The following is a 24,706-nucleotide window of genomic DNA, read 5'->3' as shown; positions in this document are numbered from 1 at the left end:
CGCTGCGCGATACCGGAAGCCGCCGACTAATCTGGGTCAGCCAATAAGTCAACAGCTGTTGATTTGATTCAGCGATGGTGTAGGGCAGATATATGGGACGAGGTATCATCATCAAACGGCGCGACGCGGTGGCGACCCGCGCCGCGATATTGGCCGCGGCGCACGCGCGTTTCCTGCGCGAAAGCTACGACAGCATCGGGCTGCGCGACATCGCCGGCGACGCCGGGGTCGATGTCGCGTTGATCGGTCGCTACTTCGGCGGCAAGGAAGGATTGTTCCGCGAAGTCGTCACCGACGAAGCGAAGCCGAAGGTGTTCCGCGAGCCGAAAAGCGTCGCCGAACTCCCGGCCTTCCTGGCCCAGCTCGTCGTCGAGGAAGAGGATGTCAGCCGCCAGCACCGCATGGAGATGTTCATCATCATGCTGCGCTCGGCCTCGTCGCCCCAGGCGGGCGAAATCATCCGCGACCTCGTCCACCTCGACGTGCTCGGCCCGCTCGCCGAACTGATCGGCGGCGCCGACGGCGAATTGCGCGCCAACATGCTGCTCGCGATCTTGATGGGAATCGGTTTGCTGCGCTCGATCATGCTGGTCGACAATTTCGGCGAGAGCGCCGGTGCCCGCGACGATTGCGCCGAGCGCTTCCGCTGCCTGTTCGAATCGGCGCTCACCTGTTGACGCGGCCGCGCGCGGGCCGGTAGCGAGGGAAGCGGCGGCGGCGGGCCGCGGCCATCGGGGAGCGAACGGGTGTTCGAGACATTGACGCTGGCGGGCCTGCCCGCCGAGGACGAAGCGCTCCGCCCCGCGATCCGGGCGCTGGCCGACAGCGCCGCCGCCGCCGCGCCCGCCGACGTCCGCGCCCGCTCCTGGTCGGGGTTCGACCGCGATTTCAGCCGCCGGCTCGGCGCTGCCGGTTTCCTCGGCCTCACCCTGCCGCGCCGCTATGGCGGCGGCGACCGCGGCCCGTTCGCGCGCTTCGTCGTGGTCGAGGAACTGCTGTCGGCGGGGGCGCCGGTCGCCGCGCACTGGATCGCCGACCGCCAGAGCGCGCCGCTGATCCTCAATTACGGCAGCGAGGCGCAGCGCGAACGCTTCATCCCGCCGATCTGCCGCGGCGAGCTCGTCTTCTGCATCGGGATGAGCGAGCCGGGCTCGGGCTCGGACCTCGCCAGCGTGCGCACGCGCGCCGAACGCACCGCGACCGGCTGGCGCCTCAACGGGCAGAAGATCTGGACGACGAACGCCATGCACGGCGACTATATGATCGCGCTCGTCCGCACCTCGGGCACCGCCGACGATCGCCACGCCGGCCTGTCGCAACTGATCGTCGACCTGAAGGCGCCGGGGGTCGTCACCCGCCCGATCGTCGATCTCGCGGGCGACGCGCATTTCGCCGAAGTGTTCTTCACCGATGTCGATCTGCCCGCTGACGCGCTGGTCGGCGCCGAGGGCGAGGGGTGGCAACAGGTCACCGCCGAACTCGCCTTCGAACGCAGCGGGCCCGAGCGTGTCTATTCCAGCGTCGTGCTGCTCGACGCGTGGATCGCGCATCTGCGCGCCGTCGGCCGTGACGATGCGGCGACGCTGGCGCTGGTCGGCGATTTCACCGCGCGGCTCGCGATGCTGCGCGCGATGTCGATCGCCTGCACCGCGCGGCTGGCGCTCGGCGAAAGCCCGGTGACCGAGGCGTCGCTGGTCAAGGACCTCGGCACCGCCTTCGAACAGGAACTGCCCGCGGCGATCGGCGACGATCTCGCCGCGTATCCGGGCGAGCCGGTCGATGCCGAACTCCACCGCACCCTGATGTTCGTGACCCATATCGCGCCCAGCTTTTCGCTGCGCGGCGGCACGCGCGAGGTGCTGCGCGGGATTATCGCGCGCGGCATGGGGCTGCGGTGATGACCGAATTTCTCGAACCCTTCGACCGCCTGCTCGCCGATATCGCAAGCCCCGCGGCGGTGCGCGCGATCGAGCGGGGCGGCAGCGCCGCGGCGATGTGGCAAGGCATCGCCGATTCGGGGTTCCTCGATGCGCTGGTGCCTGCCGAACGCGGCGGCGCGGGGTTGCCGCTCGCGGCGGTCCAGCCGCTGTGGATGGCGCTCGGGCGCCATGCGGTGCCGCTGCCGGTCGGCGAAACGATGATCGCGCGGGCGCTGCTGGACGTGCCGCCGCCGGGCGCGGTGGCGCTCGCGGTCGCCGAAGCGGGCTGCGACACGATCGTCCCCAGCGGGCTCGTCGCCGACCAGCTGCTGCTCGAGGCGGGCGGCGCGCTCTACCTCGTCGCGGCGCAGCGGAACGCGACCGGGGTGCCCGCCAGCCTCGCCGCGCGGATGCGCTGGGACGCGCTGCCCGATGCCGTCGCGTCCGCCCCCGCCGGCGGTCTGCGCGCGCTCGCCGCGGTCCTGCGCGCGGCGCTGATCGCCGGTGCCGCCGAACGCCTCACCGAAATGACCGCCGCCTACGCCAACGAACGCATCCAGTTCGGCAAGCCGATCGGGCGCCAGCAGGCGTTGCAGCAACAGATGGCGGTGATGGCGGAAGAGATGGTCGCGGCGAGGATCGCATCGCAGCTCGGCTGCGCCGGTGGTCTGCCGCCGTCGCCGGCCGCCGCCGCGACCGCCAAATCGGTGGCGAGCCGCGCGGCGGCACGGGTCGCGGCAACCGCGCATGCGGTGCACGGCGCGATCGGGATCAGCGAGGAGCACGACCTTCAGCTCTTCACCCGCCGGCTGCACGAATGGCGGCTGGCCGACGGCTCGGAAAGCTATTGGAACCGCCTGCTCGGCGCCGAACGGCTCGCCGACGCGGGCCGGTCGGTCGATTTCGTCCGCGCGCGCCTCACCGCGGCGTAACCGGGCCGCGCCGCGCGGCCGAACCCCGTTGCGCACATGCAGGTAAGCACCGCAAATTGCTTATGTTTATTCCCCATAACCTGCGATATGGCGGGTCGAGGGGACATCCGACAAGTGGTAATTTCTGGCGCCATAATTGGTATTGAAATGGTATCCCGCTGTGTTATTGTCCTGTCATATTCAAAGAGGGGAGCTCTACTATGGGACGGGTAAACAGCAGGAACCTGCTTTGCGGGTCGGCCATCTTGTCATCGATCGCGCTGATGCCGGCGAGCGCCGCTTTCGCACAGGAAGCCGACGGCGCCGACAGCGAAGCGCGCACGGAATCGGACATCGTCGTTACCGGCACGCGTGTCCGGACCCCCGGCCTCACCTCCACCAGCCCGATCAGCGCGCTGGAAGGCGAGCAGATTTCCCTGCAGCGCGCGGTGACGATCGAGGATTTCTCGACCAAGATGCCGCAGCTCGCCGGCGGCGTGAATTCGACCTCGGTCGGCAGCGACGCCTTTGGCGCGCAGACGCTGGACCTGCGCAACCTCGGGCAGAACCGGACGCTGGTCCTGATCAACGGCACTCGCGCCATCCCGTTCAGCTTCCGTAACGCGGTCGACGTCAACTCGATCCCCGCCCCGCTGCTCAAGCGCGTCGATGTGCTGACCGGCGGCGCTGCCGCCGTCTATGGCGCCGATGCCGTCGCCGGGGTCGTGAACTTCATCATCAACGACGATTTCGAAGGCTGGCAGGCGAACGCGAACTATCGCGCCGTTGCCGGCGGCGGATCGCAGTTCGGCGGCCATGCGATGGCCGGGCTCCGTCTGGGGGATCGCGGCAACCTCGTCGTTTACGGCGAATATACCGAACGCGACCCGCTGCTCGCGGGCAACCGCGACTTCGCCCGGCGCGGCGTTGCGACCGCGCCGATCGGCGGCAATTTCACCGACGTCGCCAGCGGCCGCACCTTCTCCTACGACGCCGAGGGCAATTTCACCCTCACCCCCCAGACGACCGATTACACGCCGCAATTCCTGCTGGTGCAGCCGCTGCGCCGCATCAACGCCAGCGCCTTCCTGAAATATGACGTGCTCGACAATGTCGAGCTTTACGGCCGGGTGATGTATTCGGACCTCAAGACGCGGGGCGGCAGCCGATCGGGCCAGAACCCGCCGACGACCCCGGCGGCGGGCATCAACGTGCAGATCGCCGAGAACAATCCGTTCCTCGATGCCCAGGCGCGGTCGCAGCTGACCTTCGTCGACGGCTTCGCGACCGTCAACGTGCGCCGCTCGCTCGGCGAACTGGGCGCGACCTTTGCGCAGAACAGCCGCGAGACGATCCAAGGCCTGATCGGCTTGCGCGGCGACATCACCCCGGCGATCGGCTGGGACGCCTATTATCAATATGGCCAGTCGAAGGAATCGATCGTCGTCAAGGGCGACGGCACGCGCTCGGCCTTTGCCGGGCTGGTCAACACGACCGACATCTTCGGTCCGGGCGGCGATTTCACCAGCCTCGAACGCGATTTCAACTTCGGCGATCGCAAGCGCACGCAGCAGGTCGCCTCGGCCTATGTCTCGGGCGACACCAGCGACTTCTTCAACGGCTGGGCCGGCCCGGTCGGCTTCACCGCCGGTTATGAATTCCGCAAGGAAGACGGCCGCTTCAGCTATGGCACCGACTTGAACACGTCGTTCAACCAGGGCGCCGAGTCGGCGCCGCTGGTGCCGCCGTTCGTCAAGGTGAACGAGCTGTTCGGCGAACTGATCGTGCCGATCTTGTCCGACTTTCCGCTGGTCCAGAAGCTGACCGTCGAGGGGGCGTATCGCAAATCCTGGTACGAACGGTCGGTCGGCGACAACCGCAGCTACGACACCAACAAGATCGGCATCAACTGGACCGTATCGGACGATCTGCGGCTGCGCGGGACGCGGCAGACGGTCATTCGCGACCCGAACATCGGCGAATTCGCCAACCCCGTCTTCTCGATCCCCTTCGCCAACCTCCGCACCGTCGCGCGTCTGTTCCCGCGCTATGCGGGCGACCCGTGCGTCGGCGCCACCAATGCGGCGACGATCGCGCAATGTACCGCGCAGGGATATCAGGGCGCCTATGATTCGAACAATCCGGCCAATCTGGTCGGCGGCTATTTCTTTGGCGGCAACGCCAATATCGAGGCCGAGACCGGCAAGACCTATACCCTCGGCGGGGTCTTCACCCCGACCTTCCTGCCCGGGCTCAACCTGTCGGTCGACTGGTACAAGATCGATATTCGCAACGCGGTCGGCCAGATTCAGCCGGTCGATGCCTTGACCAGCTGCTACATCACCGACCCGACGGCCGACAACCCGCTGTGCGACGCGGTCACCCGCGATCCGACCACCGGCTATCTGCTCGACGCGTTCGTCGACGACCGCAACCTGGCGCTGATCAAGCAGCAGGGCGTCGATATCGACTTCCGCTATGGCTTCGATCTCGATGTCGGCGTTCCCGGCAGCCGCCTGACCCTCGGCTACACCGCCAGCATCGTCACCAAATATTCGATCCAGCGCAACGCCGCGCTCACCCCCGTCGATTGCAAGGGCACCTATGGCGCGGCCTGTTCGTCGGATCTCGTGACGCTTGTCGCGCCCGATTTCCGGTCGCGCGCGACGATCACCTGGGACACCGATCCGCTGACGGTCCAGTTCGGGTGGAAGCGGATCGGCGCGGTGCGCGATTCGACCGCGAACAGCGTCGGCAAGATCCCCGCTTACGACTATTTCGACCTGAACCTGGCGGTCCGCCCGCCGGTCGAGGGGCTGACGCTGGCGTTCGGCATCGACAATATCTTCGACAAGAAGCCGCCGCTGCCGGTCAATCCCGGCGCGTACAACACCTTCCCCGACACCTACGATGTGCTGGGAACCACCTTCGGTTTCTCGGTGACCCTCCGGCGGTAGCGATAGCGGTGGGCGCGCGGCGATCGCCGCGCGCCCACGCCCATCGGCCGCGCGGATCGCGGGCCTGTCGAACGGCTTCGTCGTCCAAGCGCGCCGCCAACCGGGGATAGTATGCAGACGCTCCAATTCACGTCGCTCGATTGGTCGATCCTGATCGGATATGTGCTGATCCTGGCGATCGCGGGCTATGCCTCGACGCGGCGGCACATGCAGAACGCCGACGATTATTTTCTGGCGAGCCATCAGGCGCCGACCTGGCTCGTCGCCGTTTCGGTGCTGTCGACGGTGCAGTCGACCGCGACCTTCCTCGGCGTGCCGGACAACAGCGTCCGCGGCAATTACACCTATCTGACCAGCGTGCTCGGGGCGCTCATCGGCGCCTGGCTCGTCGCGGCGATCCTCATGCCGCGCTTTTACGCGATGGGCGCCTCGACGGTCTACGAACTGCTCGAAACGCGCTTCAGCACGACGGCGCGGCGCGCCGCCGGGGCGATGTATCTGGTCGGCCGCATCCTCGCGAGCGGCGCCCGGCTCTATCTCGCGGCGATCGCGGTCTCGATGATCCTGTTCCTCGACGTCGCGCCCGAACATATCGTCATCGCATCGCTGGTGCTGCTCGTGTTCGGGCTCGCCTTCACCTTCATGGGGGGGCTGAACTCGGTCATCTGGAGCGATCTCGTGCAGGTCGTGCTCTACGTCGGCGCGGCAATTTTCGTGGTGTTTTTCCTGCTGTCGAAGATCCCGGCCTCGACGCCGGAAATTTTCGCGGCGCTGGCGAACCCGCCGTCGGGCGCCGACAAGCTGCAGGTGTTCGACTGGTCGGTCAATCTGACCACGCCCTTCTCGGTCCTCGCGGCGGTCACCGGCATGGTGCTGATCAACGCCGCCAACTCGGGCCTCGATCAGGATACCACCCAGCGCCTGCTGGCCTGCGACTCGGCCAAACAGGGCAGCCGGGCGCTCTACTGGTCGGTGCTGGCGTCGATCCCGGTGATCCTGCTGTTCCTGTTCATCGGTTCGCTGCTCTATATCTTCTACGAGCGGCCGGACATCATGACGACCGGTCCGGGCCAGATCGCGCCGACCTTCCAGGGTGAAAAGATCACCGTCTTCATGAGCTTCATCCTCAGCGAAATCCCCCCCGGCCTGCGCGGCTTCGTGACCGTCGGGGTCATCGCCGCGGCCGCGATCAACTCGGGGCTGATCTCGATGGCGGCGGTCGCCATCAACGATTTTTATCGCCCGTTCGTCGAGCGGCGCCGCGGACCGCGCGACGAGCGTCACTATATCCTGGCGGGACGGCTGGCGACGGTGGTGCTCGGTTTCCTCCTGTTCCTGATGTCGATCGTCTGCTTCTACTGGCAACGCTACAGCGACATCCCGCTGCTCGAATTCGTCCTCGGCGTCATGGCCTTCGCCTATTCGGGCCTGCTCGGGGTCTATATCACCGCGGTGTTCACGAAGCGCGGGTCGACCGCGTCGGTCATCGCCGCGCTCGCCGCGGGCTTCGTCGTCGTCCTGTCGTTCCAGCCGTTCACGATCGACCTGCTCGGCCTGCCCGCAGCGCTCAAGGCCGTCGCCTTTCCGTGGCACCTGTGCGTCGGCGTGACCGTTTCAACGCTGGTGTGCCTGATCGGCAATGCGAATGAGAAAGAGAGACGTGAAGATGGCGGGTACTGAAGCGGTCGATCCTCGTTACGCCGACATCGATAACTGGCCGACGAGCGACGCCGTAACCGCGATGATCGAGGGGCAGCGCGCGGCGATCGACGCGCTGAACAGCCAGGCCGGCGCCATCGCCGCAGCGTGCGAAGCGGCCGCCCAGCGGCTTTCGTCATCGCGCGGGCGGCTGGCCTATGCCGGCGCCGGCACCTCGGGCCGCGTCGCGGTGCAGGACGGCGTCGAGCTGACCCCGACCTTCGGCTGGCCGCACGAACGATTGCTCTATCTCCTCGCCGGCGGCCTCCCGGCGCTGCTCGAAAGCGCCGAAGGCGCTGAAGACGATGTCGTCGATGCGGCGAAGCAGATTGCCGACCATGCCGTCGGCGCCGCCGACGTCGTCGTCGCGGTGGCGGCCAGCGGGCATACGCCCTTCACGCTGAAGATCGTCGAGGATGCGCGCGCGCGCGGCGCGCTGACGATTGCGATCGCCAACAATGCCGCGACGCCGTTGCTCGGCGCGGCCGACCACGCGATCCTGCTCGCGACCGGCAGCGAGATCATCAGCGGTTCGACGCGGATGAAGGCGGGCACGGCGCAAAAGGCGGCGGTGAACATCATCTCGACGACGATCATGCTCAGGCTGGGCAAGGTCTATCAGGGCCAGATGGTCGACATGATCGTCTCGAACGCGAAGTTGCAGCGGCGCGCCGCCGGCATCGTGCGGATCATCACCGGGTGCACCGAGGAAGCGGCGGTCGACGCGCTCGAACGCGGCGACAACGGCATCACCAAAGCGATCCTGATCGCCAAGGGCGCCACGCCCGAACAGGCCGCGACGCTGCTGTCCGAGAATGACGGGATATTGGCCAAGGCCATCGCGGCGTTCGAGCGCCAATGACACCGCGCGCGGCCACAGCACCGCCGGGCGCCCCGCCGCCGTCTTGACCGACGCCGGCGTCTCGACGGGTAGCGCCGCACCGAATGCGGCGCGCCCGCGCGACGGGCCGCTCGATTTCCTGCGCGGCGTCGACGTGATGCTGATGCTGCTGGTCAATTTTCAGGTCGCCGCCGCACCGGCGATGCTGCGGCACGCCGCGTGGCACGGCCTGACGCTGGCCGACGTCGTCTTTCCGGTCTTCCTGTTCGTCGTCGGCATGTCGGCGTCGCGCGCCTTCGATGGCCGCGCGGCGCCGATGCCATGGGCGGCGATTGCCCGACGCGGCGCGCTGCTGTTTGCGATCGGCGTGGCGCTCGGCTGGTGCCTGCGCCCCGACCTCGACCTCGATCAGCTGCGCTGGACCGGGGTGCTACAGCGCATCGCCATCGTCTATCTGGCCTGCGCCGCGATCCTGCCGATCGGCCGCGGCCTCGCGGTCCCGCTCGGGCTGGCGCTGGGCATCATCGCGATTCACACCGTCGTCCTGCTCTACATCGGCGCGCCAGGCTCCGCGCCCAGCCTCGCGCCGGGCGCGGGGATCGGCGGCTGGCTCGACCGCCAGCTGCTGCCGGGCCGGATGTCGGGGGGCAGCTGGGATGCCGAGGGGGTGCAGTCGACCCTGCCCGCGCTGGCGAGCGGCTTTCTGGGAATCGCCTTCGCGCGCGCATCGGCGGCGCCGGGGCGCGCATCGCGCCTCGCGCTCGCCGGGGCGCTGCTCGTCCTCGGCGGCCTGCTCGCGGCGCAGCTCATCCCGATCAACAAGAATTTATGGACCGCCAGTTTCGTGCTGGTGACGGCGGGGATCGGCGCGCTGGCCTATGCCGCCGCCAGCGCCGCCTGGCCGGCGCTGGCGGCGCATGCGGGCGCGCGGGATTTCGTTGCGGTCGGCCGGGCGGCGCTGACCATTTACGTGATCCATATGCTCGTCATCGCGGTGCTGCGGCTGCGGCCGGATGGCGGCGACCGGATCTGGGACCTGCTGGTTGCGGGGCTCGCGGCGGCGGGCCTGTCGGCGATGGGGGCGTCGCTGCTGTTCGGGATTCTGGCGACGATCGTCTGCCGGCTGTTGCTGGTACCGCTGCAGCGCCGCGGTTTGCTGCTGCGGGTCTAGCCGCGCCGCGGCGACACCTGCACCCATGTCCTCTGGATAAGGATTTGGTGACCCCTACGGGAATCGAACCCGTGTTTCAGCCGTGAGAGGGCCGCGTCCTGACCGCTAGACGAAGGGGCCTTGGGGTCGGAATCATTCGCGTGCGTTGCAAGCCGACCGCTCGCTCGACCGTGGTGACCCCTACGGGACTCGAACCCGTGTTTTCGCCGTGAAAGGGCGACGTCCTAGACCGCTAGACGAAGGGGCCGTCATTCGGTGAAGCGGCGCCTTAGACTCGCCCGCCGATGCGGTCAAGCACAGCGGCAAGGGGGCGCGTAAAAATGTTGCGCGGACGCGCCTCACTCGGCCCAGGCGGCATCCTCCAGATGCAGCTCGGCGGCGGGGCGGCTGCCCCAGTCGTCGCGCTTTGCGCGCCCGGCGAGCCACAGCTTGCGACCGCGCGTGCCCAGCAAAGTCTGGCCAAGCTCGCTCTCGGCGCTGCGAAAGGCGATGGCTTTGAACCGGCCGCCGTCGTCGCCCGCGACGACCAGCCGGACATGGTCGGTGCCGACGATCCCGGCATCGACGATCCGCACCGGCCCGGTCGCGACGCGCGGTGCCGGCCAGCCGGCGCCGTACGGCCCGGCGCTCTCGATCGCATCGCACCACAAAGGCGAAATCCCGCGCGGCGCCAGCACCGCGTCGATCAGCAGCGCCTTGTCGCCGCTCGCCCGCGCGACATCGGCGGCGAGCCGGTCGTTGAGGAACGCGCCGAGCGCATCGACCTGGTCCGCCGCGATGGTCAGCCCGGCCGCCATCGCGTGGCCGCCGCCAGCGACGAGCAGGCCGCTTTCCTTGGCGGCGAGGATCGCGGCGCCGAGATCGACGCCGCTGATCGAGCGGCCCGAACCCTTGCCGACGCCCGCCTCATCGAGCGCGATGACGATCGCCGGGCGGTGCAGTTTTTCTTTCAGCCGCCCGGCGACGATGCCGATCACCCCCGGGTGCCACCCGGCGCCGGCGACGATCGCCACCGGGGCGTTGCCGCACGCCGCGCTCGCCGCCAGCGCCTGTTCGAGTACCGCCGCCTCGATCGCGCGGCGCTCTTCGTTCAACCGGTTGAGCTCGAGCGAAATGTCGGCGGCCTCCTGCGGGTCCGATGTCGTGAGCAAGCGGACGCCGAGGTCGGATTTGCCGACGCGGCCGCCGGCGTTGATCCGCGGGCCGAGCGCAAAGCCCATGTCGCTCGCGCTCGGCGGCTTGGTCAGCCGTGCGGCGTCCATCAGCGCGGCCAGCCCGGTGTTGCCGCGCCGCGCCATCACCTTCAGCCCCTGCGTCACCAGCGCGCGATTGAAACCGGTGAGACGCGCGACGTCGGCGACGGTGCCGAGCGCGACCAGATCGAGCAGGTCGATCAGCGCCGGCTCGTCGCGGCTGCCGAAAAAGCCGCGCGCGCGCAGGGTGCGGAGCAGCGCCGCACCGAGCAGGAAGGCGACCCCGACCGCGGCGAGATTGCCGTGGATCGCGGCGTCCGCCGTTTCGTCGAGCCGGTTGGGGTTCACCAGCGCCAGCGCGTCGGGCAGCGTCGTCGCGCACTGGTGATGGTCGACGACGATCACCTCGACCCCCGCGGCCTTGGCTTCCGAAATCGCCTCGAACGCCTGCGCGCCGCAATCGACGGTGACGACCAGCTTCGATCCCGCGGCACCGATCTTGACCAGCGCCGCGCCCGACGGGCCGTATCCTTCCATCAGGCGGTCGGGGATATAGGCGCCGACCGGCACCCCAAGGTCGCGGAGCAGGCGGACGAGCAAAGCCGCCGAGGTCGCGCCGTCGACGTCGTAATCGCCGAAGATCGTGATCGCTTCCCGGGCCTCGACCGCGTCGGCGAGCCGCGCCGCGGCGGCATCCATGTCCTGAAACAGCGACGGGTCGGGCATGAAGCCGCGCAGCGTCGGGACGCGCTGGCGGTCGAGGTCGCCGCGCGCCACCCCGCGTGCGAGCAGCAACTGGGTGACGAGGTCGTCGGGGGCCAGATTCTCGGCGCCCATGTCGGCGCTGGCGCGCCGCCAGTGCCACGGCTGCCCCAGGATCGACCGGGTGATGCCCAGCGCGGCGTCGCTCATGCCCGCGCCCGCGCGGTCAGGATGCGGGTGCGCAGCGCCTCGGCGGTCGCGCGCGGGATCGCCGGGATTTCATGGCTCGCCAGCGAACTGCCGCCGGGGACGCCGAACACCAGGGTCGCGAGGCCGAGCGGGCGGAGGATGAAGTCGGTCTTGAGGTCGACGCTCTGCACCGACGCGTGCGGCAACAGCGTCGTCTTGGGTTTCAGCAGCCCGCGCTCGATCGCGACCTGGCCGTCCATGTCGGTCCAGCGGTGGCGGCGCGCGCCGAGCAGCGCCCCGGCGCCGATCAGCAGCCCGATGACCGGCCCGAACCAGCCGAGCGCCTGCCCGAATGCCACCGCAGTCAGCCCGCCGAGGGTCGCGCCGAGCGCGCCGACCAGCCCGCCGAGCGCGATGATGCGGTGGCTGCTTTCCCAAACCTGCGCGGCGCCGGGCCGGGCGATGCCGACTTCGGCGAGCACCGGGTCGATCGCGCCCAGCTTGGCAAAGGGCACGACCTGATGATCGCGCTCCTTGCCGCCGTCGCTCGCCAGGCTCTGCAGCCGCAGTTCGTGCCAGCCGAAGCGCTTGCGCAGCCAGCCGGTGATGACGATCGCCGCCTGCACCCGGCGCACCGGGATCGCGACGTCGGTGCGCGTCGTCAGCCCGCGGGTGCGGCGCAGCGCGCGCGGTTCGCGGGTCAGGCGGAACCCCCAGTTGGCGAAGATCATCGTCGCGACGCCGCTGGCGAAACCGATCAGCAGCAGGGACAGCGCGGCGCCGATCCCGGCGACCCAGCGGTGCGCGAGCAGCCATTGGTCGAGCTGATATCGCTCGGCGAGGTCGAACCAGTCGCTGGGGTTGAAGATGTTGAAATCGAACGGCAGCAGCCCGTCGAACAGCTGCATCGCGGCGCCGACCACCGCGAGCGCGGCGAGCGAGAAATTGAACAGCCCGGCGATCAGCAAGCGCGGCAGCCCCATCGCGAACAACAGCCGGTCTTCGGGCGCCGGAATGGTGGCGGCGGACGCCGCGAGTTCGCCGTTCTGCGCCGCCGCGGCCACCGGAACGCTGCGATGGGCGCGGATCGTCGCGCGCAGGTCCTCGGCGCCGCCCAGCGCGATCGCGTCGAGATTGGCGTCATTCTCCTTGCCCGCGCCGCCGGCGCCGGTTTCGAAGCCGACCTTGGCGATCCCCAGCGCGCGCGCGATCAGCCCCTGTTCGATGCTGACGTCCTGGATGCGGTCGAACGGGATGGTACGGTGCTGGCGCGACAGCACACCGCTTTCGATCACCACCTCGTCGGCGCCGACCAGAAAGCGGAAGCGCAGCCAGTGCAGCCACGCCGCGACCAGCGAAAACAGCAGGAAGGCGAGCAGCGCCGGGACGATCCACACCCAGTTGCCGGTAAAGCCGAGCGCCGCGATCGCGGGCAGGAAATTCAGGCTGCGCGGCCCCAGCCTGACGACCGCCAGCGCCAGCGTCGCCGGGTGCAGCCGCTGCCAGGGCGCGTCGCCGGCGACGATCGGAGCGGCGGGAACCGCGACGTCGATGGCGTCGGTCATGCGAAGTCGGTCTGGATATGCCGCCGGATCGTCTCGCGCATCGCGGCGGCGAGGTCGGCGGGCAGTCCGGGCAGGGTGACGGTGCTGTTGTGGGTGCCCGATGTGTGGACGATCAGGTGCGACAGGCCGAACCAGCGCTCGACCGGGCCCTGGCCGACGTCGATATGCTGGACGCGCACGAACGGCACGATGGTGTCGGTGCGGAACAGCCAGCCGCGCGCGACGCGCAGCTGCCCGGCGCCGATCTTGAACCCCCAGCGCGCCGCGCGCCGCGACGGAAAGCTGACGATCAGCACGATCGCGACCAGCCACGCCAGCGCGGTGACCAGCCCATAGGGGCCTTCGAGATGGCGGACCAGCAGCCAGTCGAACACGCTCGCCCCGATCGCCAGCGGGATCAGGTTCAGCGCCGCGGTCACCCGCAGCACCTTCACGAACGCCGGGTCGACCGGGTCGAGCCCCTCGGCGGCGTTCAGCGCTTCGGGGTCGAACGGATCGGTCGGATGGATGGCGGGGGTGTCGGTCATGCCACCACCTTTAGAGCGTGATCGGTCGGGACTGAACCAATATCTAATCACGTTTAAGGCCGGTTTCCGGCGCAGACGATTACGGCACAACCACATTGAACCTCGGGTCGGCCGGCGGGTGGAGCGCGAACCACGCCAGGAACGCCATCCGGTCGCCCTCGATCCTGATCGCCCCCGATTGCATCAGCGCCGGGAACTGCGCCTGCCCCAGCATCACCGCGTCGAGCGTCGCGCGGTCGATGGTGATCGTCGCCGTCGGCGCCGCATCGGTGACGCCGTAGCGCGGAAACTCCACCCCGCCGCCGACGACGATCGCCACGCGCTCCTTGCTGTCGGGCAGCACGAACTGGAAAATCCCTTTGAGCGCCGCCCCCTTCGCCGCATCGAAGCGCGCCGCCAGCGCGTCGAAAAACACCGCGGTCGGGATCGCGCTGACGAAGCTGCGGCTCTGCCCGTTGCCCGACACGCTTTCGACCGCCGTCCCGCGCAGGCTGGCGGCGGCGGCGAGGTAATAGTTGCGCCACGCCCCCGATTCGGCCTGATAGCCCAGCTGGTCATAGGCCGACGCCAGCGCCGCCTTCGCCGCCGCATTGTCCGGCTCGGCGAACACCAGCTTGTTCAAAAGCTCCGCCGCCCAGCGATATTCGCCCGCCGCGATCGCCTTGTTCCCCGCCGCGAGCAGCTTGCCCGCCCCGCCCGCCAGCGCGACATAGCGCGGCGCCGACTGCTCGGGGGGCAGCGGGTTGAAGTTCGCCGGGTTGCCGTCCCACCAGCCGAAATAGCGCTGGTACGTCGCCTTCATGTCGTGGTTGAGCGTGCCATAATAGCCGCGCGTCGAAAAATCCGCCGCCTGCACCGGCGCCTCGGCGGTGGCGTCGGCAAGCTCGTGCAGCGTCGCGCCGCGATTCGCGAGGAACAGGGTGCGGTCGTGGACATAACGATAGGCATCGCGCTGGTTTGTCAGCAGCGTCGTCACCTCGCCCGCGCCCCACGTCGGCCAATGGTGCGACGCCAGCGCGACCTCGGCCGTCCCGCCCCATTTCAGCAGCATCGCATCGATCACCTTCGACCAGCGCAGCGCATCGCGCACCTGCGCTCCGCGCAGGGTCAATATATTGTGGAGGTTGCGGGTCACCACCTCGGTCGTGTGCAGCGCCTTGTACGCGGGGATATAGAAAACGAACTCCGCCGGCGCCTCGGTCCCCCCGGCGTCGAGGAAGTCGAACCCCAGCCCGTCGATGGTCAGCGTCCCGCCCTTGTCGCTCACCGTCTCGGTCGGCTCCATATAACCGATCGTCCCCGCCGACAGCTTCGGCCCCAGCCCGGTGTCGACCTGTCCCGCCGGCCCCGGCGGCAGGATCGACCCGAACATATACAGCGCGCGGCGCCCCATCGCGGTGCCGGCGAGGACATTTTCCGACGTCGCTTCCTCCGAAAATCCGTGCGGCGCGATGATGCGGATCTTCTGCGCTTTGACCTGTTCGGGGGTCACGATCCCCCCGACTCCGCCGAAATGGTCGCTGTGGCTGTGGCTGAAGATCACCGCCTTGATCGGCCGCTTGCCAGCTTTCGCCTCGACGGTCGCGGCGAACAGCGCCCACCCCGCCGCGGCGGTCTCTTCGGACAGCAATGGATCGACGACGATCCACCCGCTCTTGCCGCGAATGATCGTCATCACCGACAGGTCATAGCCGCGGATTTGCCAGATTGTGTCCGGCACCACCTCGAACAACCCGTGCACCGCGTTCAGCCGCGCCTGCCGCCACAGCGACGGATTGACCGTGTCGGGTGCGGTTTCGCTCGCCAGAAAGGCATAGGGGCGCCGGTCCCAAACGGTCTTGCCGTCCTGGGCGAGAATGACCGCATCGGGAATCTCGGCCAGCTTGCCGCGCGTCGCATTGGCCATGTCGCGCGGATCACCCAGCGGCAGGCGCGCCGCCAGCTCGGCCTGCGCGGCGCGCGTCGCCTCGCTCGCGGCGTCCTGTGCGATGGCGGCAAAAGGCAGGCTGCCGGCAAGCAGCAGGGCGGTCAGTCGGCGCATCATAGTCTCCCCCATATTCTGGCGGCAGCTTGCGCCGCGCCCCCGCGCTTGGCAAGCATCGGTCGATGACCGACGCGCCGCCCCTGCTGATCGCCTGGCACAGCCGCACCGGCGGCAGCGAAGCCCTCGCGCGCGCCGCCGCCGACGGCGCCGGGGCGGCGGCCCGGCGCGTCGCGGCCGACGACGTGACGCCCGACGACATGCTCGCGGCGGCAGGCTATCTCTTTATCGGCCCCGAAAACCTCGCCGCGCTGTCGGGCGCGATGAAGGAGATGTTCGACCGCTGCTATTACCCGTGCCTGGGTAGGCTCGAAGGCCGCCCCTATGCGACGATCGTCTGCGCCGGCTCCGACGGCGAAAACGCCCAGCGCCAGCTCGACCGCATTGCCACCGGCTGGCGGCTGAGGCGCGTCGCCGACCCGCTGATCGTGAACACCGCCGCGCAGACCCCCGACGCGATCCTCGCCCCCAAGAAAATCCCCGCCGCCCGCATCGCCGAAGCACGCGACCTCGGCGCCGCGCTCGCCGAGGGCCTGGCGGCGGGGATTTTCTGAGCTGGGGTGATAGGGATTGACGTCGGCTTCGGGGTGGTAAGCGGACATCGATCCGGTATGCTCAAATCCATGATTGATGTTGCCGAATGTAAGGTCTCATTGTGGTTCACTGGAGACTCACTCAACCCGGACGAACTGGCGTCGTGGCTCGGGCGCGCACCTGCCTATCAAATCCGGAAGGACGAGACCTATCACTCCAAAGAAGGCGAGGAGATGGTAGCGAGGACAGGTCGGTTTCAGCTCACGACCGGCTGGCAGAAGGGGAAGAAGCTGGAGCACCTAATCATCGAGTTATTGGATCAGGTGCCCGATGATCCGATCTTGTGGCAGCGGATCATGTTAGGTCTATCAGGCGAGATCGTCTGCGGTCTCATTCTTGCCCGTTTTAACGAAGAGGCAAAGCTTTCGGCGAACGCGCTCATGGCGCTGGGGAGCCGTGGCCTGTCGCTTCATCTCGACATATACGACAGCGGCGACGGCCCAGTCACCTGAGATGGCGGCAATGTCTGCAACTGGTCGTCAAAGGCCATCCCTCAATCCGTTCGTGTCGAGCGAAGTCGAGACACCCTTCGACCTCATATCACGCCGATGGGCATCTCGACTTCGCTCGATGCGAACGGGGTTAAGTAGGGCCGCAACCGGTCGGCAGCAGACGAAGTGCCAAAAGATATCCGCACAAAGGCACGAAGGCACGAAGACGCTGGTTCGCGGCGGCGAGGCTGCTTCCTCATCATCTGCGCGCTACTACGCAAAGCCCAAAGGCATGAATCCGCTCCGCGGTCGGCACGGCATCTTCGTGCCTTCGTGCCTTTGTGCGAAATAATCTTTGCCGGCGCCGGCGGCACAGCGCTCCGTGGCGACTTGTCCGCTGCCTTCGCCCCCGGGGTCCGCAATTGCGACCTGCAAGGCCGGCAATCGCAAATCGCCCCGCACCGCCCATCCCCGCGCGCCGCACGCCCACCCCGGTCGGCTCGCCGCGTCCGTTGCACGGCCCGCACCATGGCGATTGGCGGGGCGGCGCGCGCTGCCCCACGGACGGCCTTTGTCGTTCGACCGGAGTTTTCCATGCCCAAGCCTTACCGTCTGCTCGCCGCGCTCTGCCTCGCCGGTGCGGCGCTTCCCGCCGCCGCACAGGCGCCGGCCGCCGCCTCGCTGACCCCCGGCACCAAAGTCTATGACCAGGCGGGCGAAGAGGTCGGTCAGATCGTCAAGGTGACCGGCGACAAAGTCGCGGTGGCGATCGACGGCAGCGGGCTGGTGGTGGCGAAAGACGCCTTTCTGGCGACCGACAAGGGCCCGGCGCTAAAGGCGCCGAAGGCGAAAATCCTGGCGGTGCTCAAGGAGGCCGAGGCCGATGCGGCGGCGGTCGACGGGGCGCTGAAGCCGGGGGCCGAGGTGCGCAGCGCCGACGGCGCCGCGGTTCTCGGCAAGGTCACGGCGATGGCGCCGCAGGGCGCGGTGCTGGCGACCAAGGATGGCAATATCACCATGCCGCGCGCCGCCTTCTTCCTGTCGAAACAGGGGCTGGCGGTGAAGGTCACCGAGGACCAGTTCGTCGCCGGCGTCAAGGCGGCGCGCGCCAAAAAGCAGGGCGGCTAGGGCCGGGCCCTGGGCGATGCGCCGGCTCAGTCGGTGCGATGCTCGCCCTTCACCCAGCGCACCGTGCCCGACGACGCGCGCATGACGACGGTCTCGGTCGTCATCACCCCGTCGCGGCGGCGCTTGACGCCGCGCAGCAGCGATCCGTCGGTCACCCCGGTGGCGGCAAAGATCACGTCGCCGCTGGCGAGGTCTTCCAGGTCATAGACGCGGTCGAGGTCCTCGATCCCCCATTTCTTCGCGCGCAGCCGCTCGTCGTCGTTGCGGAACAGCAGCCGGCCCTTGAACTGGCCGCCGACGCAGCGCAGCGCCGCCGCGGCGAGCACGCCCTCGGGGGCGCCGCCACTGCCCATATAGATGTCGACATTGGTGTCGGGATTGGTCGTCGCGATCACCCCGGCGACATCGCCGTCGGGGATCAGCGCGACGCCGCAGCCGATGCTGCGCAGTTCGGCGATCGTCGCCTCGTGGCGCGGCCGGTCGAGCACGCAGACGATGATATCTTCGGGCGCGCAGCCCTTTTCGCGCGCCACCGCCTCGACATTCTCGCGCACGCTGTTGTCGAAATTGACGATGCCGGGGGAATAGCCGGCGCCGACCGCCAGCTTGTCCATATAGACGTCGGGGGCGTTGAGCAGGCAGCCTTCCTCGGCGATCGCCAGCACCGCCAGCGCGTTCGGGCCCGCCTTGGCGGTGATCGTCGTGCCTTCCAGCGGATCGACCGCGATGTCGATCTTCGGTCCCTTGCCCGGTGCATTGCCGACCTTTTCGCCGATATACAGCATCGGCGCCTCGTCGCGTTCGCCTTCGCCGATGACGATCGTGCCGTCCATGTACAGCGTGTTGAACGCGGTCCGCATCGCCTCGACCGCGGCGGCATCGGCGGCCTTTTCGTCGCCGCGCCCGATCAGCTTCGCCGCCGCGATCGCCGCGGCTTCGGTGACGCGCACCATTTCGAGCACGAGCACCCGGTCGAGGTTGCTGCCGGTATCGGTCATGTCTGCTGCTCTCCGTCTTTGGTCTTGCCTTGCCGCCCCCGTCGGGCATGGTGGGCGCCATATGGTCGCCCGCGTTGCTTGTCGAGGATACTTCGCCCGATTCGGCGCCGCTGTCGCCCTGTCGTGCGTCATCGCCGTGACAGCGGCGGCGCAGGTGCAGGGACCGCCGGCCCCGCCGCCGCCGCGCGATGCCGAAACCGCCAATGCCAATGCGAAGGAACTGATCGACCCGATCCGGCGCTGCCGCCCCAGCGACGACGGCTCGATCAACGTGTGCGGCACCGACACCGAACGCCACCGCCTGTCGCCCGAACTCCGCGACATCGCGGGGGTGGGGCGCGACGCGCCGCCCAAGCTGCCGCGCGCCGAAGCGCGCGCGATGAGTCTCGACCGATTGCCGTACAACTGGGTGTCGATCGGCGGCCGCTACGCCCCCGGCCCCGAATACAATGCGCTTTACGAAATGGCGAAGCAGCGCACCGATCCCGAAACCGGCACCCCGCCGCCGCCGGAGGGGGACCAGCCTTAGCAGGCCACCCTCACCCTTCCCACCGGTCGCGCCGACGGGGCCACTCCCTCTCCCAATGGGAGAGGGAGGGAGGCGCGCAGCGCCGGAAGGGTGAGGGCGGCCGGACGAGAGCGTCGTCCGCCAAAACCGCAACGCTTCCATTCCGTTCGTGTCGAGCGAAGTCGAGACACCCATCGGCATGGCGCAAGGCCGATGGGTGTCTCGACTTCGCTCGACACAAGCGGGCCATATGGCTCAGATCAAACGCTCGACGCTCTGACAGGCGACCGTTATGCGAAGACCTCGGCCGCCGCCGCTGCGGGCCGCGATGCGCGGTACAGCCCGGCGGGGATCAATATCTGGCCCAGGAAATAGAGCGCGAAGAGCAGGATCCACCCCAGGCTCATCAGCGTCTCCAGCCAGCCGCCCGGCGCCGACGTCATGATGATCGCGCCGTGCGCCATCGCCAGTCCGACGATCGGGATGGCAAAGACGATGCCATAGAGGAAATAGAAGCCGAACAGCCGCCACTGCGCGGTGCGGGTGCGCCGCCACGATTCGATGAACGCCGACACGGGTTCCAGCTTGCCCGCCGCGCCCATGATCGCGCCGGCCAGGCACAGCCGCGCGCCGATCCAGCTGCCGGCCAGCGACAGCAGGAAACGATAACCCTCGAGCAGCACGCCGTCGCTTTCGCGTCCCGCGCTCAACGCCGCGACGCCGCCGAGCAGGATCAGCGGCAGCACCGACACGAAAACGATCATCGCATACAGAAGGATGTTGGCGAGCAGATAGGCGACGCCCGCGACCATCCCGTACATCAGTTCCGAAATCACCCCTTCGCGAAATTCGGTGAACAGCGCGTTCCACGCCGCCAGCATCGCCCCCGCGACGATCACCGCGACGATGCCGAGCAGATAGAGCGGCCCGGTGATCGATCCGCCGACGCGATAGGTCCATGGATCGGACACGATCGCCATGATCGTGCGCAGGCTGAAGATCGGCTCGCTCGCCAGCAGCAGGAACGGCAGCAGCACCCCGATCGCGGTGTAGGTCAACAGCGCCCGCCAATGCGCGCCCGCCAGCGCGCGTGCCTCGGCCAGCCCCTGCCTGATTTCGATATCCATGAATGCGCCCCCACTGCCCCGCCGCCAGGATTAGCGGCGACGCGGGCGATTTCAAGCGGTTGCTACAGCGCCAGGATCGGCATGTGCATCGGCGCGCCGACGACATGGTTCGACGCCGCCAGCCCGGCGAGCGCGGCGTGGATCGCGCTGGCCGGTCCTTCGTGGGTGACCAGCGCGATGACGACGCCGTCGTCCTCGTCGGTGCCGCGCTGGATGAAGCTTTCGATCGACACCCCGGCATCGCGCATCGCGGTGGCGATTTCGGCGAGCACCCCGATGCGGTCCTCGACGATCAGGCGGACATAATGTTTGCCGACCCGCGCGCCGGCATCCGCCGGGGGCGCGGCGTCGAGCGCGTCGACGGGCATCGCGAAGGCGGGGCCATATTCGTCGCGCGCGATGTCGATGATGTCGGCGACGATTGCCGATGCGGTCGGCCCCGCGCCGGCGCCGGCGCCTTCGAAGAACAGCCGGCCGACGAAATTGCCCTCGGCGACCACGGCATTGAGCGCGCCGGGGACATAGGCGAGCGGATGGTCGGCGGGGACCAGGCACGGCTGGACATGCTGGTACAGCCCGGCGTCGTTGCGCTCGGCCATGCCGATCAGGCGGACGCGGTGGCCCAGCGCCTCGGCCTCGCGGATGTCGGCGGCGATGATGCCGCGGATGCCGTTCGCGGTCACCGCGTCGATGTCGAGCCGGGTGCCGAAGCACAGCGCGGCGAGGATCGACAATTTGTGCGCCGCGTCGATGCCGTCGACGTCGAAGCTCGGGTCGGCCTCGGCATAGCCTTCGGCCTGCGCCGCGGCGAGCGCGTCGGCAAAGCTCGACCCCTCGCGCTCCATCCGGGTCAGGATATAATTGCAGGTGCCGTTGAGGATGCCATAGACGCGCGCGATCTCGTTCGCCGACGCGCCCTCGCGGATCGCCTTGATCACCGGGATGCCGCCGGCGACCGCGGCCTCATATTTCAGCGGCGTGTCGCGTTCCTCGGCGAGGCGCGCGAGATCCAGCCCATGATGCGCGATCATCGCCTTGTTCGCGGTGACCAGCGCCTTGCCCGCGCCCAGCGCCTGGCGCGCCAGCGTCAGCGCCATGCCGTCGGCGCCGCCGATCATCTCGACGACGACATCGACGTCGTCGGCGGTGACCAGCGCGCCGAGGTCGTCTTCCCAGCGATAGCGCGACAGGTCGACGCCGCGGTCCTTGTGGCGGTCGCGCGCCGACAGCGCGACGATCTCGATCGCCCGCCCGGCGCGGCGCGCGATCAGCTCGCGGTTCGCCTCGAGCAGCCGGACGACGCCGCCGCCGACGACGCCGATCCCGGCGAGCGCGACGCGCAGCGGCGGGCGGGGGGCGGTCGGGGCAGGGGCGGGCGACATGCGGGCAACTCCGTAACGGCGCGGGCGCTCGCCCGCCGGACGCCAGCGCCCTATCGGCTTTTCGCCGCGATACAAGCCCGCCGCCGCTTCGCCCGCGGCAAGCCTGGCTTTACCGCGCGACCGGCGGGGTGCGGGTGCGCCGGCATTCGCCCAGCGCGCCGCGGACCATCGCATAGTCCGCCGCCGCCTTTTGCCGGTCGGCGGGCGCGGTGCCCGCCAGCTTGTCGAGCGGCAGGCTGCGCGGCAGCCCGCACGCCAGCCGGTACCAGGCCAGCGTGTTGCGGCGCGGCACCGCGGCCGATCCGTCGACGATCTCGCCGAACGCCGCGGCCCAGCGGCGCGACCCGTCGGCGGCGGTCAGGATGCTCAGCGACACCGGCTCGCCGGTCGTCGTCGCCAGGAACAATTGCGTCTCGCCCTCGCCGGGCAGCGTGCCGGGCACGTGAAAGCCGTTGGCGACGCCGGTGACCGCGGGCGGCGCGCCGGGCTTGACCAGCTCGGTCAGGATCGCGCGCAGCTGCGCCTCGGTCGCCGCATCCCAGATCAGCTGGGCGTCGGGGGCGACCAGCCGCACGCTACCGGTGCTGCTCGAGCCCGCGGCGGCGCCCGCGACGGGCTGGGCAAAGAGCAGGACCGACTGCTTCTTTTTCAGCTTCGGCGCCTTGCCATTCGCGGTCAGCGGCAGGTCGACGAGATAGGAGATTCGCGCCGCCAGCGGGCCGCGCCCGCGAATCAGGCTGACCACGTCGGCCTCGACATAAAGCCGCACATGGCCCGCCGCGAGTCCCGGCGCGCGTTCGGGTTTCAGCGCCGCAACGCTGCGGATGCGGGCGTGTATCGCCATCGGCGCGGCGGTCGCCAGATCGGCGATATCGGCATAGCTATAGGGGCTGGCGGCGGCCGCCTCGGCCGGTGCCTGCGCCGCAGAAGTGACGGGAATTGCGGGATTTATTATCGCTAGTCCGGCGACGAGCGCCGGCAGGAGGGCACGCATGATCGATCCTCTTTCCATCGTTCGGGATACCGTCGGCATCCCCCATGGCCCCATCGTGGGGCAACGCACATTAACCGCTGATAAAGGGTTTGCGAACTTGCCGCCACCGCGATAGGACGAGCTAGAAGCGTCCGGCAAGAACATAACAGCCGGCTGCTATGCTACGCTATCGGGTCTCGCGGAACGCATCGGAAATCGTCCGGGCATTTGGCAACCGAACCCGATAGTGCGGATTGGTGTCAGGATGATCTAGCAAGGAGCGTCGTTCCTGAATGGCTTATGGTGATAATGTCGACCCTAAAAACAGGGTAGTGGCGATTGTCTTGGTTGGTTTGTTTACAGCGGTTCTGGGCTACGGCCTGGTCAACGGCTTGAACATCAGCATCGTCAAGACGATCGCGGAGAAATTGGACGTGGTGGACGTCGAAGAGCCGCCGCCACCGGAAGAGCCGCCGCCGCCGCCGCCGCCGGACAATGTCCTGCCGCCGCCGCCGCCGGTCGTGACGCCGCCGTCGCCGATCCCGCCGCCGGTGTCGACGAACACCGTGCAGTCGGTGCCGGTCGCCCCGCCGCGGCCGCCCGCCCCCGTCTATATTCCGCCGGCCCCGCCGGCGCCGGCGCCCGTCCAGGATCTCAGCGCCGCGGGTACGCCGCGCGGCAATCCGGGCCGCTGGGCGACGAACGACGACTATCCGGCGCGTGCCATGCGTGAAGAGCGCGAAGGCACGACCGGGTTCCGCGTCACCTACGGGGCCGATGGCCGCATCACGTCGTGCGACATCACGTCGTCGAGCGGTCACTCCGATCTCGATGCCGAAACGTGCAAGCTCATCCAGCGCCGCGGCCGGTTCAATCCGGGCAAGGACCGGGCGGGCAACCCCACCGGGGGCACGTACAGCAATCGCATTCGCTGGCAGATCCCGCGCTGACCGCGGGCTGCTGCCGGTTTTCGAACTTTACCGAATTTCTTGAGAGGGAATATCCAGCATGTTTAATCTGATCGCAAATGCCGCCGCGGCGGCACCGGCCCACGACGCGGGGCTCAGCCTGATGCCCGCCGCGATGTGCGTGGTCGAAGAGGGCGCCAGCCCCTACGGTCTCGTCCCCGCGCTCTGCGAAGGCGGCATCGTCTCGCAGGTCACCTTCCTCGTCCTGCTGATCATGTTCATCGGCACGCTCTATATCCTGTTCACCAAATTGTTCGAACAGAACAAGGTGATGAACCAGGGCAAGGCGGTCGACGCCAACTTCTGGCGCGCCCCGACGCTCGCCGACGGCGCCGCCAAGCTCGAAAAGAACAGCGCCTATCGTCAGGTCGTCGAAGACGGCCTGCGCGCCAACGAAGAGCATAACAAGCTGACCGACCCCGTCGAAGCGCACGACTGGATGCACGGCACGCTCGAACGCTCGCAGAACCACATCAACTCGAAGCTGAACAGCGGCCTCGCCTTCCTCGCGACCGTCGGTTCGACCGCACCGTTCGTGGGTCTGTTCGGTACCGTTATCGGCATTCTGCGCGCGCTGGTGAAGATCGGTGCATCGGGTCAGGCGTCGATCGACACCGTCGCCGGTCCGGTCGGCGAAGCGCTGATCATGACCGCCATCGGCCTGATCGTCGCGGTTCCCGCGGTGCTCGCGTTCAACTGGTTGCAGAGCCGCAACAAGTCGATCGCCCGCCGCCTGTCGACCTTCTCGAACGACGTGCTCGGTTCGATCATGTCGAACGGCCAGGTGAAGCCGATCGTGACCACCGCGCCGGCCAAGACCGCCGCTCCGGTTGCGGCGCCGAAGAAGGCCTGACCGGCCTGCTGGATCAGGACCCTTCGCCGG

General features: G+C 68.6%; 21 protein-coding genes and 2 tRNA genes. 13 read left to right on the top strand and 10 right to left on the bottom strand.

What is annotated here, in order from left to right; translation table 11 throughout:
• Positions 1-92: 92 nt before the first annotated feature.
• From HEQ22_RS14190 to HEQ22_RS14160, 7 genes are all read left to right on the top strand, one after another.
• Positions 93-677: a TetR family transcriptional regulator gene (locus tag HEQ22_RS14190; RefSeq protein ID WP_432768492.1), complete on the top strand. Its 585-nt coding sequence runs from the start codon at positions 93-95 to the stop codon at positions 675-677.
• 69 nt (positions 678-746) lie between these two features.
• Positions 747-1,898, top strand: a complete 1,152-nt coding sequence (locus HEQ22_RS14185; RefSeq protein WP_432768491.1) for an acyl-CoA dehydrogenase family protein — start codon at positions 747-749, stop codon at positions 1,896-1,898.
• The gene (locus HEQ22_RS14180; protein WP_432768490.1) at positions 1,898-2,851 is read left to right on the top strand and encodes an acyl-CoA dehydrogenase family protein; all 954 of its coding nucleotides are present in this window, start codon (positions 1,898-1,900) and stop codon (positions 2,849-2,851) included. Before HEQ22_RS14185 ends, HEQ22_RS14180 begins: the two co-directional genes overlap by 1 nt.
• 263 nt (positions 2,852-3,114) lie before the next feature.
• Positions 3,115-5,787, top strand: a complete 2,673-nt coding sequence (locus HEQ22_RS14175; protein WP_432768489.1) for a TonB-dependent receptor plug domain-containing protein — start codon at positions 3,115-3,117, stop codon at positions 5,785-5,787.
• A 111-nt stretch (positions 5,788-5,898) separates the two neighbouring features.
• Complete coding sequence (locus HEQ22_RS14170) at positions 5,899-7,467, top strand: sodium:solute symporter (protein WP_432768488.1); 1,569 nt, start codon at positions 5,899-5,901, stop codon at positions 7,465-7,467.
• Positions 7,454-8,347: an N-acetylmuramic acid 6-phosphate etherase gene (locus HEQ22_RS14165; protein WP_432768487.1), complete on the top strand. Its 894-nt coding sequence runs from the start codon at positions 7,454-7,456 to the stop codon at positions 8,345-8,347. The genes HEQ22_RS14170 and HEQ22_RS14165 overlap by 14 nt, the downstream gene beginning before the upstream one ends.
• Positions 8,301-9,497, top strand: a complete 1,197-nt coding sequence (locus HEQ22_RS14160; RefSeq protein WP_432768486.1) for a heparan-alpha-glucosaminide N-acetyltransferase domain-containing protein — start codon at positions 8,301-8,303, stop codon at positions 9,495-9,497. The genes HEQ22_RS14165 and HEQ22_RS14160 overlap by 47 nt, the downstream gene beginning before the upstream one ends.
• A gap of 45 nt (positions 9,498-9,542) precedes the next feature.
• Here HEQ22_RS14160 and HEQ22_RS14155 read toward each other — a convergent pair.
• The 6 genes from HEQ22_RS14155 to HEQ22_RS14130 all read right to left on the bottom strand — a co-directional run bounded on the left by HEQ22_RS14155 (position 9,543) and on the right by HEQ22_RS14130 (position 15,717).
• Positions 9,543-9,617: transfer RNA gene (locus tag HEQ22_RS14155), tRNA-Glu, on the bottom strand.
• Between the two features lie 51 nt (positions 9,618-9,668).
• A tRNA-Glu gene (locus HEQ22_RS14150) sits at positions 9,669-9,744 on the bottom strand.
• A 91-nt stretch (positions 9,745-9,835) separates the two neighbouring features.
• Complete coding sequence (gene recJ, locus HEQ22_RS14145; protein ID WP_432768485.1) at positions 9,836-11,602, bottom strand: single-stranded-DNA-specific exonuclease RecJ; 1,767 nt, start codon at positions 11,600-11,602, stop codon at positions 9,836-9,838.
• Positions 11,599-13,146, bottom strand: a complete 1,548-nt coding sequence (locus HEQ22_RS14140) for a PH domain-containing protein (protein ID WP_432768484.1) — start codon at positions 13,144-13,146, stop codon at positions 11,599-11,601. The genes recJ and HEQ22_RS14140 overlap by 4 nt, the downstream gene beginning before the upstream one ends.
• Positions 13,143-13,673, bottom strand: coding sequence for a PH domain-containing protein (locus HEQ22_RS14135; RefSeq protein WP_432768483.1), 531 nt, complete (start codon positions 13,671-13,673; stop codon positions 13,143-13,145). Before HEQ22_RS14135 ends, HEQ22_RS14140 begins: the two co-directional genes overlap by 4 nt.
• Positions 13,674-13,752: 79 nt before the next feature.
• Positions 13,753-15,717: an alkyl/aryl-sulfatase gene (locus HEQ22_RS14130; protein ID WP_432768482.1), complete on the bottom strand. Its 1,965-nt coding sequence runs from the start codon at positions 15,715-15,717 to the stop codon at positions 13,753-13,755.
• A 62-nt stretch (positions 15,718-15,779) separates the two neighbouring features.
• Here HEQ22_RS14130 and HEQ22_RS14125 point away from each other — a divergent pair, with 62 nt between their 5' ends.
• The 3 genes from HEQ22_RS14125 to HEQ22_RS14115 all read left to right on the top strand — a co-directional run bounded on the left by HEQ22_RS14125 (position 15,780) and on the right by HEQ22_RS14115 (position 17,867).
• A complete protein-coding gene (locus tag HEQ22_RS14125) occupies positions 15,780-16,268 on the top strand; it encodes a flavodoxin family protein (protein ID WP_432768481.1) in 489 nt (162 codons plus the stop codon).
• Positions 16,269-16,337: 69 nt separating this feature from the next.
• The gene (locus tag HEQ22_RS14120; RefSeq protein WP_432768480.1) at positions 16,338-16,760 is read left to right on the top strand and encodes a DUF4279 domain-containing protein; all 423 of its coding nucleotides are present in this window, start codon (positions 16,338-16,340) and stop codon (positions 16,758-16,760) included.
• A 573-nt stretch (positions 16,761-17,333) separates the two neighbouring features.
• The gene (locus HEQ22_RS14115; RefSeq protein WP_432768479.1) at positions 17,334-17,867 is read left to right on the top strand and encodes a hypothetical protein; all 534 of its coding nucleotides are present in this window, start codon (positions 17,334-17,336) and stop codon (positions 17,865-17,867) included.
• Positions 17,868-17,893: 26 nt separating this feature from the next.
• Here the strand turns inward: HEQ22_RS14115 and glpX are convergent, their stop codons facing one another.
• Positions 17,894-18,865, bottom strand: a complete 972-nt coding sequence (gene glpX, locus HEQ22_RS14110) for a class II fructose-bisphosphatase (RefSeq protein ID WP_432768478.1) — start codon at positions 18,863-18,865, stop codon at positions 17,894-17,896.
• Between the two features lie 136 nt (positions 18,866-19,001).
• Here glpX and HEQ22_RS14105 point away from each other — a divergent pair, with 136 nt between their 5' ends.
• Positions 19,002-19,394: a hypothetical protein gene (locus HEQ22_RS14105; RefSeq protein ID WP_432768477.1), complete on the top strand. Its 393-nt coding sequence runs from the start codon at positions 19,002-19,004 to the stop codon at positions 19,392-19,394.
• Positions 19,395-19,663: 269 nt separating this feature from the next.
• Here the strand turns inward: HEQ22_RS14105 and HEQ22_RS14100 are convergent, their stop codons facing one another.
• The 3 genes from HEQ22_RS14100 to HEQ22_RS14090 form a co-directional block, all read right to left on the bottom strand.
• Positions 19,664-20,500: a hypothetical protein gene (locus HEQ22_RS14100; protein WP_432768476.1), complete on the bottom strand. Its 837-nt coding sequence runs from the start codon at positions 20,498-20,500 to the stop codon at positions 19,664-19,666.
• Between the two features lie 62 nt (positions 20,501-20,562).
• Positions 20,563-21,882, bottom strand: coding sequence for a homoserine dehydrogenase (locus tag HEQ22_RS14095; protein ID WP_432768475.1), 1,320 nt, complete (start codon positions 21,880-21,882; stop codon positions 20,563-20,565).
• A 109-nt stretch (positions 21,883-21,991) separates the two neighbouring features.
• A complete protein-coding gene (locus HEQ22_RS14090) occupies positions 21,992-22,876 on the bottom strand; it encodes a hypothetical protein (protein ID WP_432768474.1) in 885 nt (294 codons plus the stop codon).
• Positions 22,877-23,148: 272 nt separating this feature from the next.
• Here HEQ22_RS14090 and HEQ22_RS14085 point away from each other — a divergent pair, with 272 nt between their 5' ends.
• Both HEQ22_RS14085 and HEQ22_RS14080 read left to right on the top strand, forming a co-directional pair.
• Positions 23,149-23,805, top strand: coding sequence for an energy transducer TonB (locus HEQ22_RS14085; protein WP_432768473.1), 657 nt, complete (start codon positions 23,149-23,151; stop codon positions 23,803-23,805).
• 58 nt (positions 23,806-23,863) lie between these two features.
• On the top strand, positions 23,864-24,676 hold the full coding sequence (locus HEQ22_RS14080) for a MotA/TolQ/ExbB proton channel family protein (RefSeq protein WP_432768472.1): 813 nt from the start codon (positions 23,864-23,866) through the stop codon (positions 24,674-24,676).
• Positions 24,677-24,706: the final 30 nt, after the last annotated feature.

Source organism: Sphingopyxis sp. (assembly GCF_050916055.1).
Taxonomy (GTDB): Bacteria; Pseudomonadota; Alphaproteobacteria; order Sphingomonadales; family Sphingomonadaceae; genus Sphingopyxis.
The sequence above is the reverse complement of the archived record's forward strand: the minus strand, read 5'-3'. Positions and strand labels throughout refer to the sequence as shown.

Coding starts and splice junctions, on each gene's coding strand:
- HEQ22_RS14190 (WP_432768492.1), top strand. CDS start 93: ATGGGACGAGGTATCATCATCAAACGGCGCGACGCGGTGGCGACCCGC.
- HEQ22_RS14180 (WP_432768490.1), top strand. CDS start 1,898: ATGACCGAATTTCTCGAACCCTTCGACCGCCTGCTCGCCGATATCGCA.
- HEQ22_RS14175 (WP_432768489.1), top strand. CDS start 3,115: ATGCCGGCGAGCGCCGCTTTCGCACAGGAAGCCGACGGCGCCGACAGC.
- HEQ22_RS14170 (WP_432768488.1), top strand. CDS start 5,899: ATGCAGACGCTCCAATTCACGTCGCTCGATTGGTCGATCCTGATCGGA.
- HEQ22_RS14165 (WP_432768487.1), top strand. CDS start 7,454: ATGGCGGGTACTGAAGCGGTCGATCCTCGTTACGCCGACATCGATAAC.
- HEQ22_RS14160 (WP_432768486.1), top strand. CDS start 8,301: ATGACGGGATATTGGCCAAGGCCATCGCGGCGTTCGAGCGCCAATGAC.
- recJ (WP_432768485.1), bottom strand. CDS start 11,602: ATGAGCGACGCCGCGCTGGGCATCACCCGGTCGATCCTGGGGCAGCCG.
- HEQ22_RS14140 (WP_432768484.1), bottom strand. CDS start 13,146: ATGACCGACGCCATCGACGTCGCGGTTCCCGCCGCTCCGATCGTCGCC.
- HEQ22_RS14135 (WP_432768483.1), bottom strand. CDS start 13,673: ATGACCGACACCCCCGCCATCCATCCGACCGATCCGTTCGACCCCGAA.
- HEQ22_RS14130 (WP_432768482.1), bottom strand. CDS start 15,717: ATGATGCGCCGACTGACCGCCCTGCTGCTTGCCGGCAGCCTGCCTTTT.
- HEQ22_RS14125 (WP_432768481.1), top strand. CDS start 15,780: ATGACCGACGCGCCGCCCCTGCTGATCGCCTGGCACAGCCGCACCGGC.
- HEQ22_RS14120 (WP_432768480.1), top strand. CDS start 16,338: ATGATTGATGTTGCCGAATGTAAGGTCTCATTGTGGTTCACTGGAGAC.
- HEQ22_RS14115 (WP_432768479.1), top strand. CDS start 17,334: ATGCCCAAGCCTTACCGTCTGCTCGCCGCGCTCTGCCTCGCCGGTGCG.
- glpX (WP_432768478.1), bottom strand. CDS start 18,865: ATGACCGATACCGGCAGCAACCTCGACCGGGTGCTCGTGCTCGAAATG.
- HEQ22_RS14100 (WP_432768476.1), bottom strand. CDS start 20,500: ATGGATATCGAAATCAGGCAGGGGCTGGCCGAGGCACGCGCGCTGGCG.
- HEQ22_RS14095 (WP_432768475.1), bottom strand. CDS start 21,882: ATGTCGCCCGCCCCTGCCCCGACCGCCCCCCGCCCGCCGCTGCGCGTC.
- HEQ22_RS14090 (WP_432768474.1), bottom strand. CDS start 22,876: ATGCGTGCCCTCCTGCCGGCGCTCGTCGCCGGACTAGCGATAATAAAT.
- HEQ22_RS14085 (WP_432768473.1), top strand. CDS start 23,149: ATGGCTTATGGTGATAATGTCGACCCTAAAAACAGGGTAGTGGCGATT.
- HEQ22_RS14080 (WP_432768472.1), top strand. CDS start 23,864: ATGTTTAATCTGATCGCAAATGCCGCCGCGGCGGCACCGGCCCACGAC.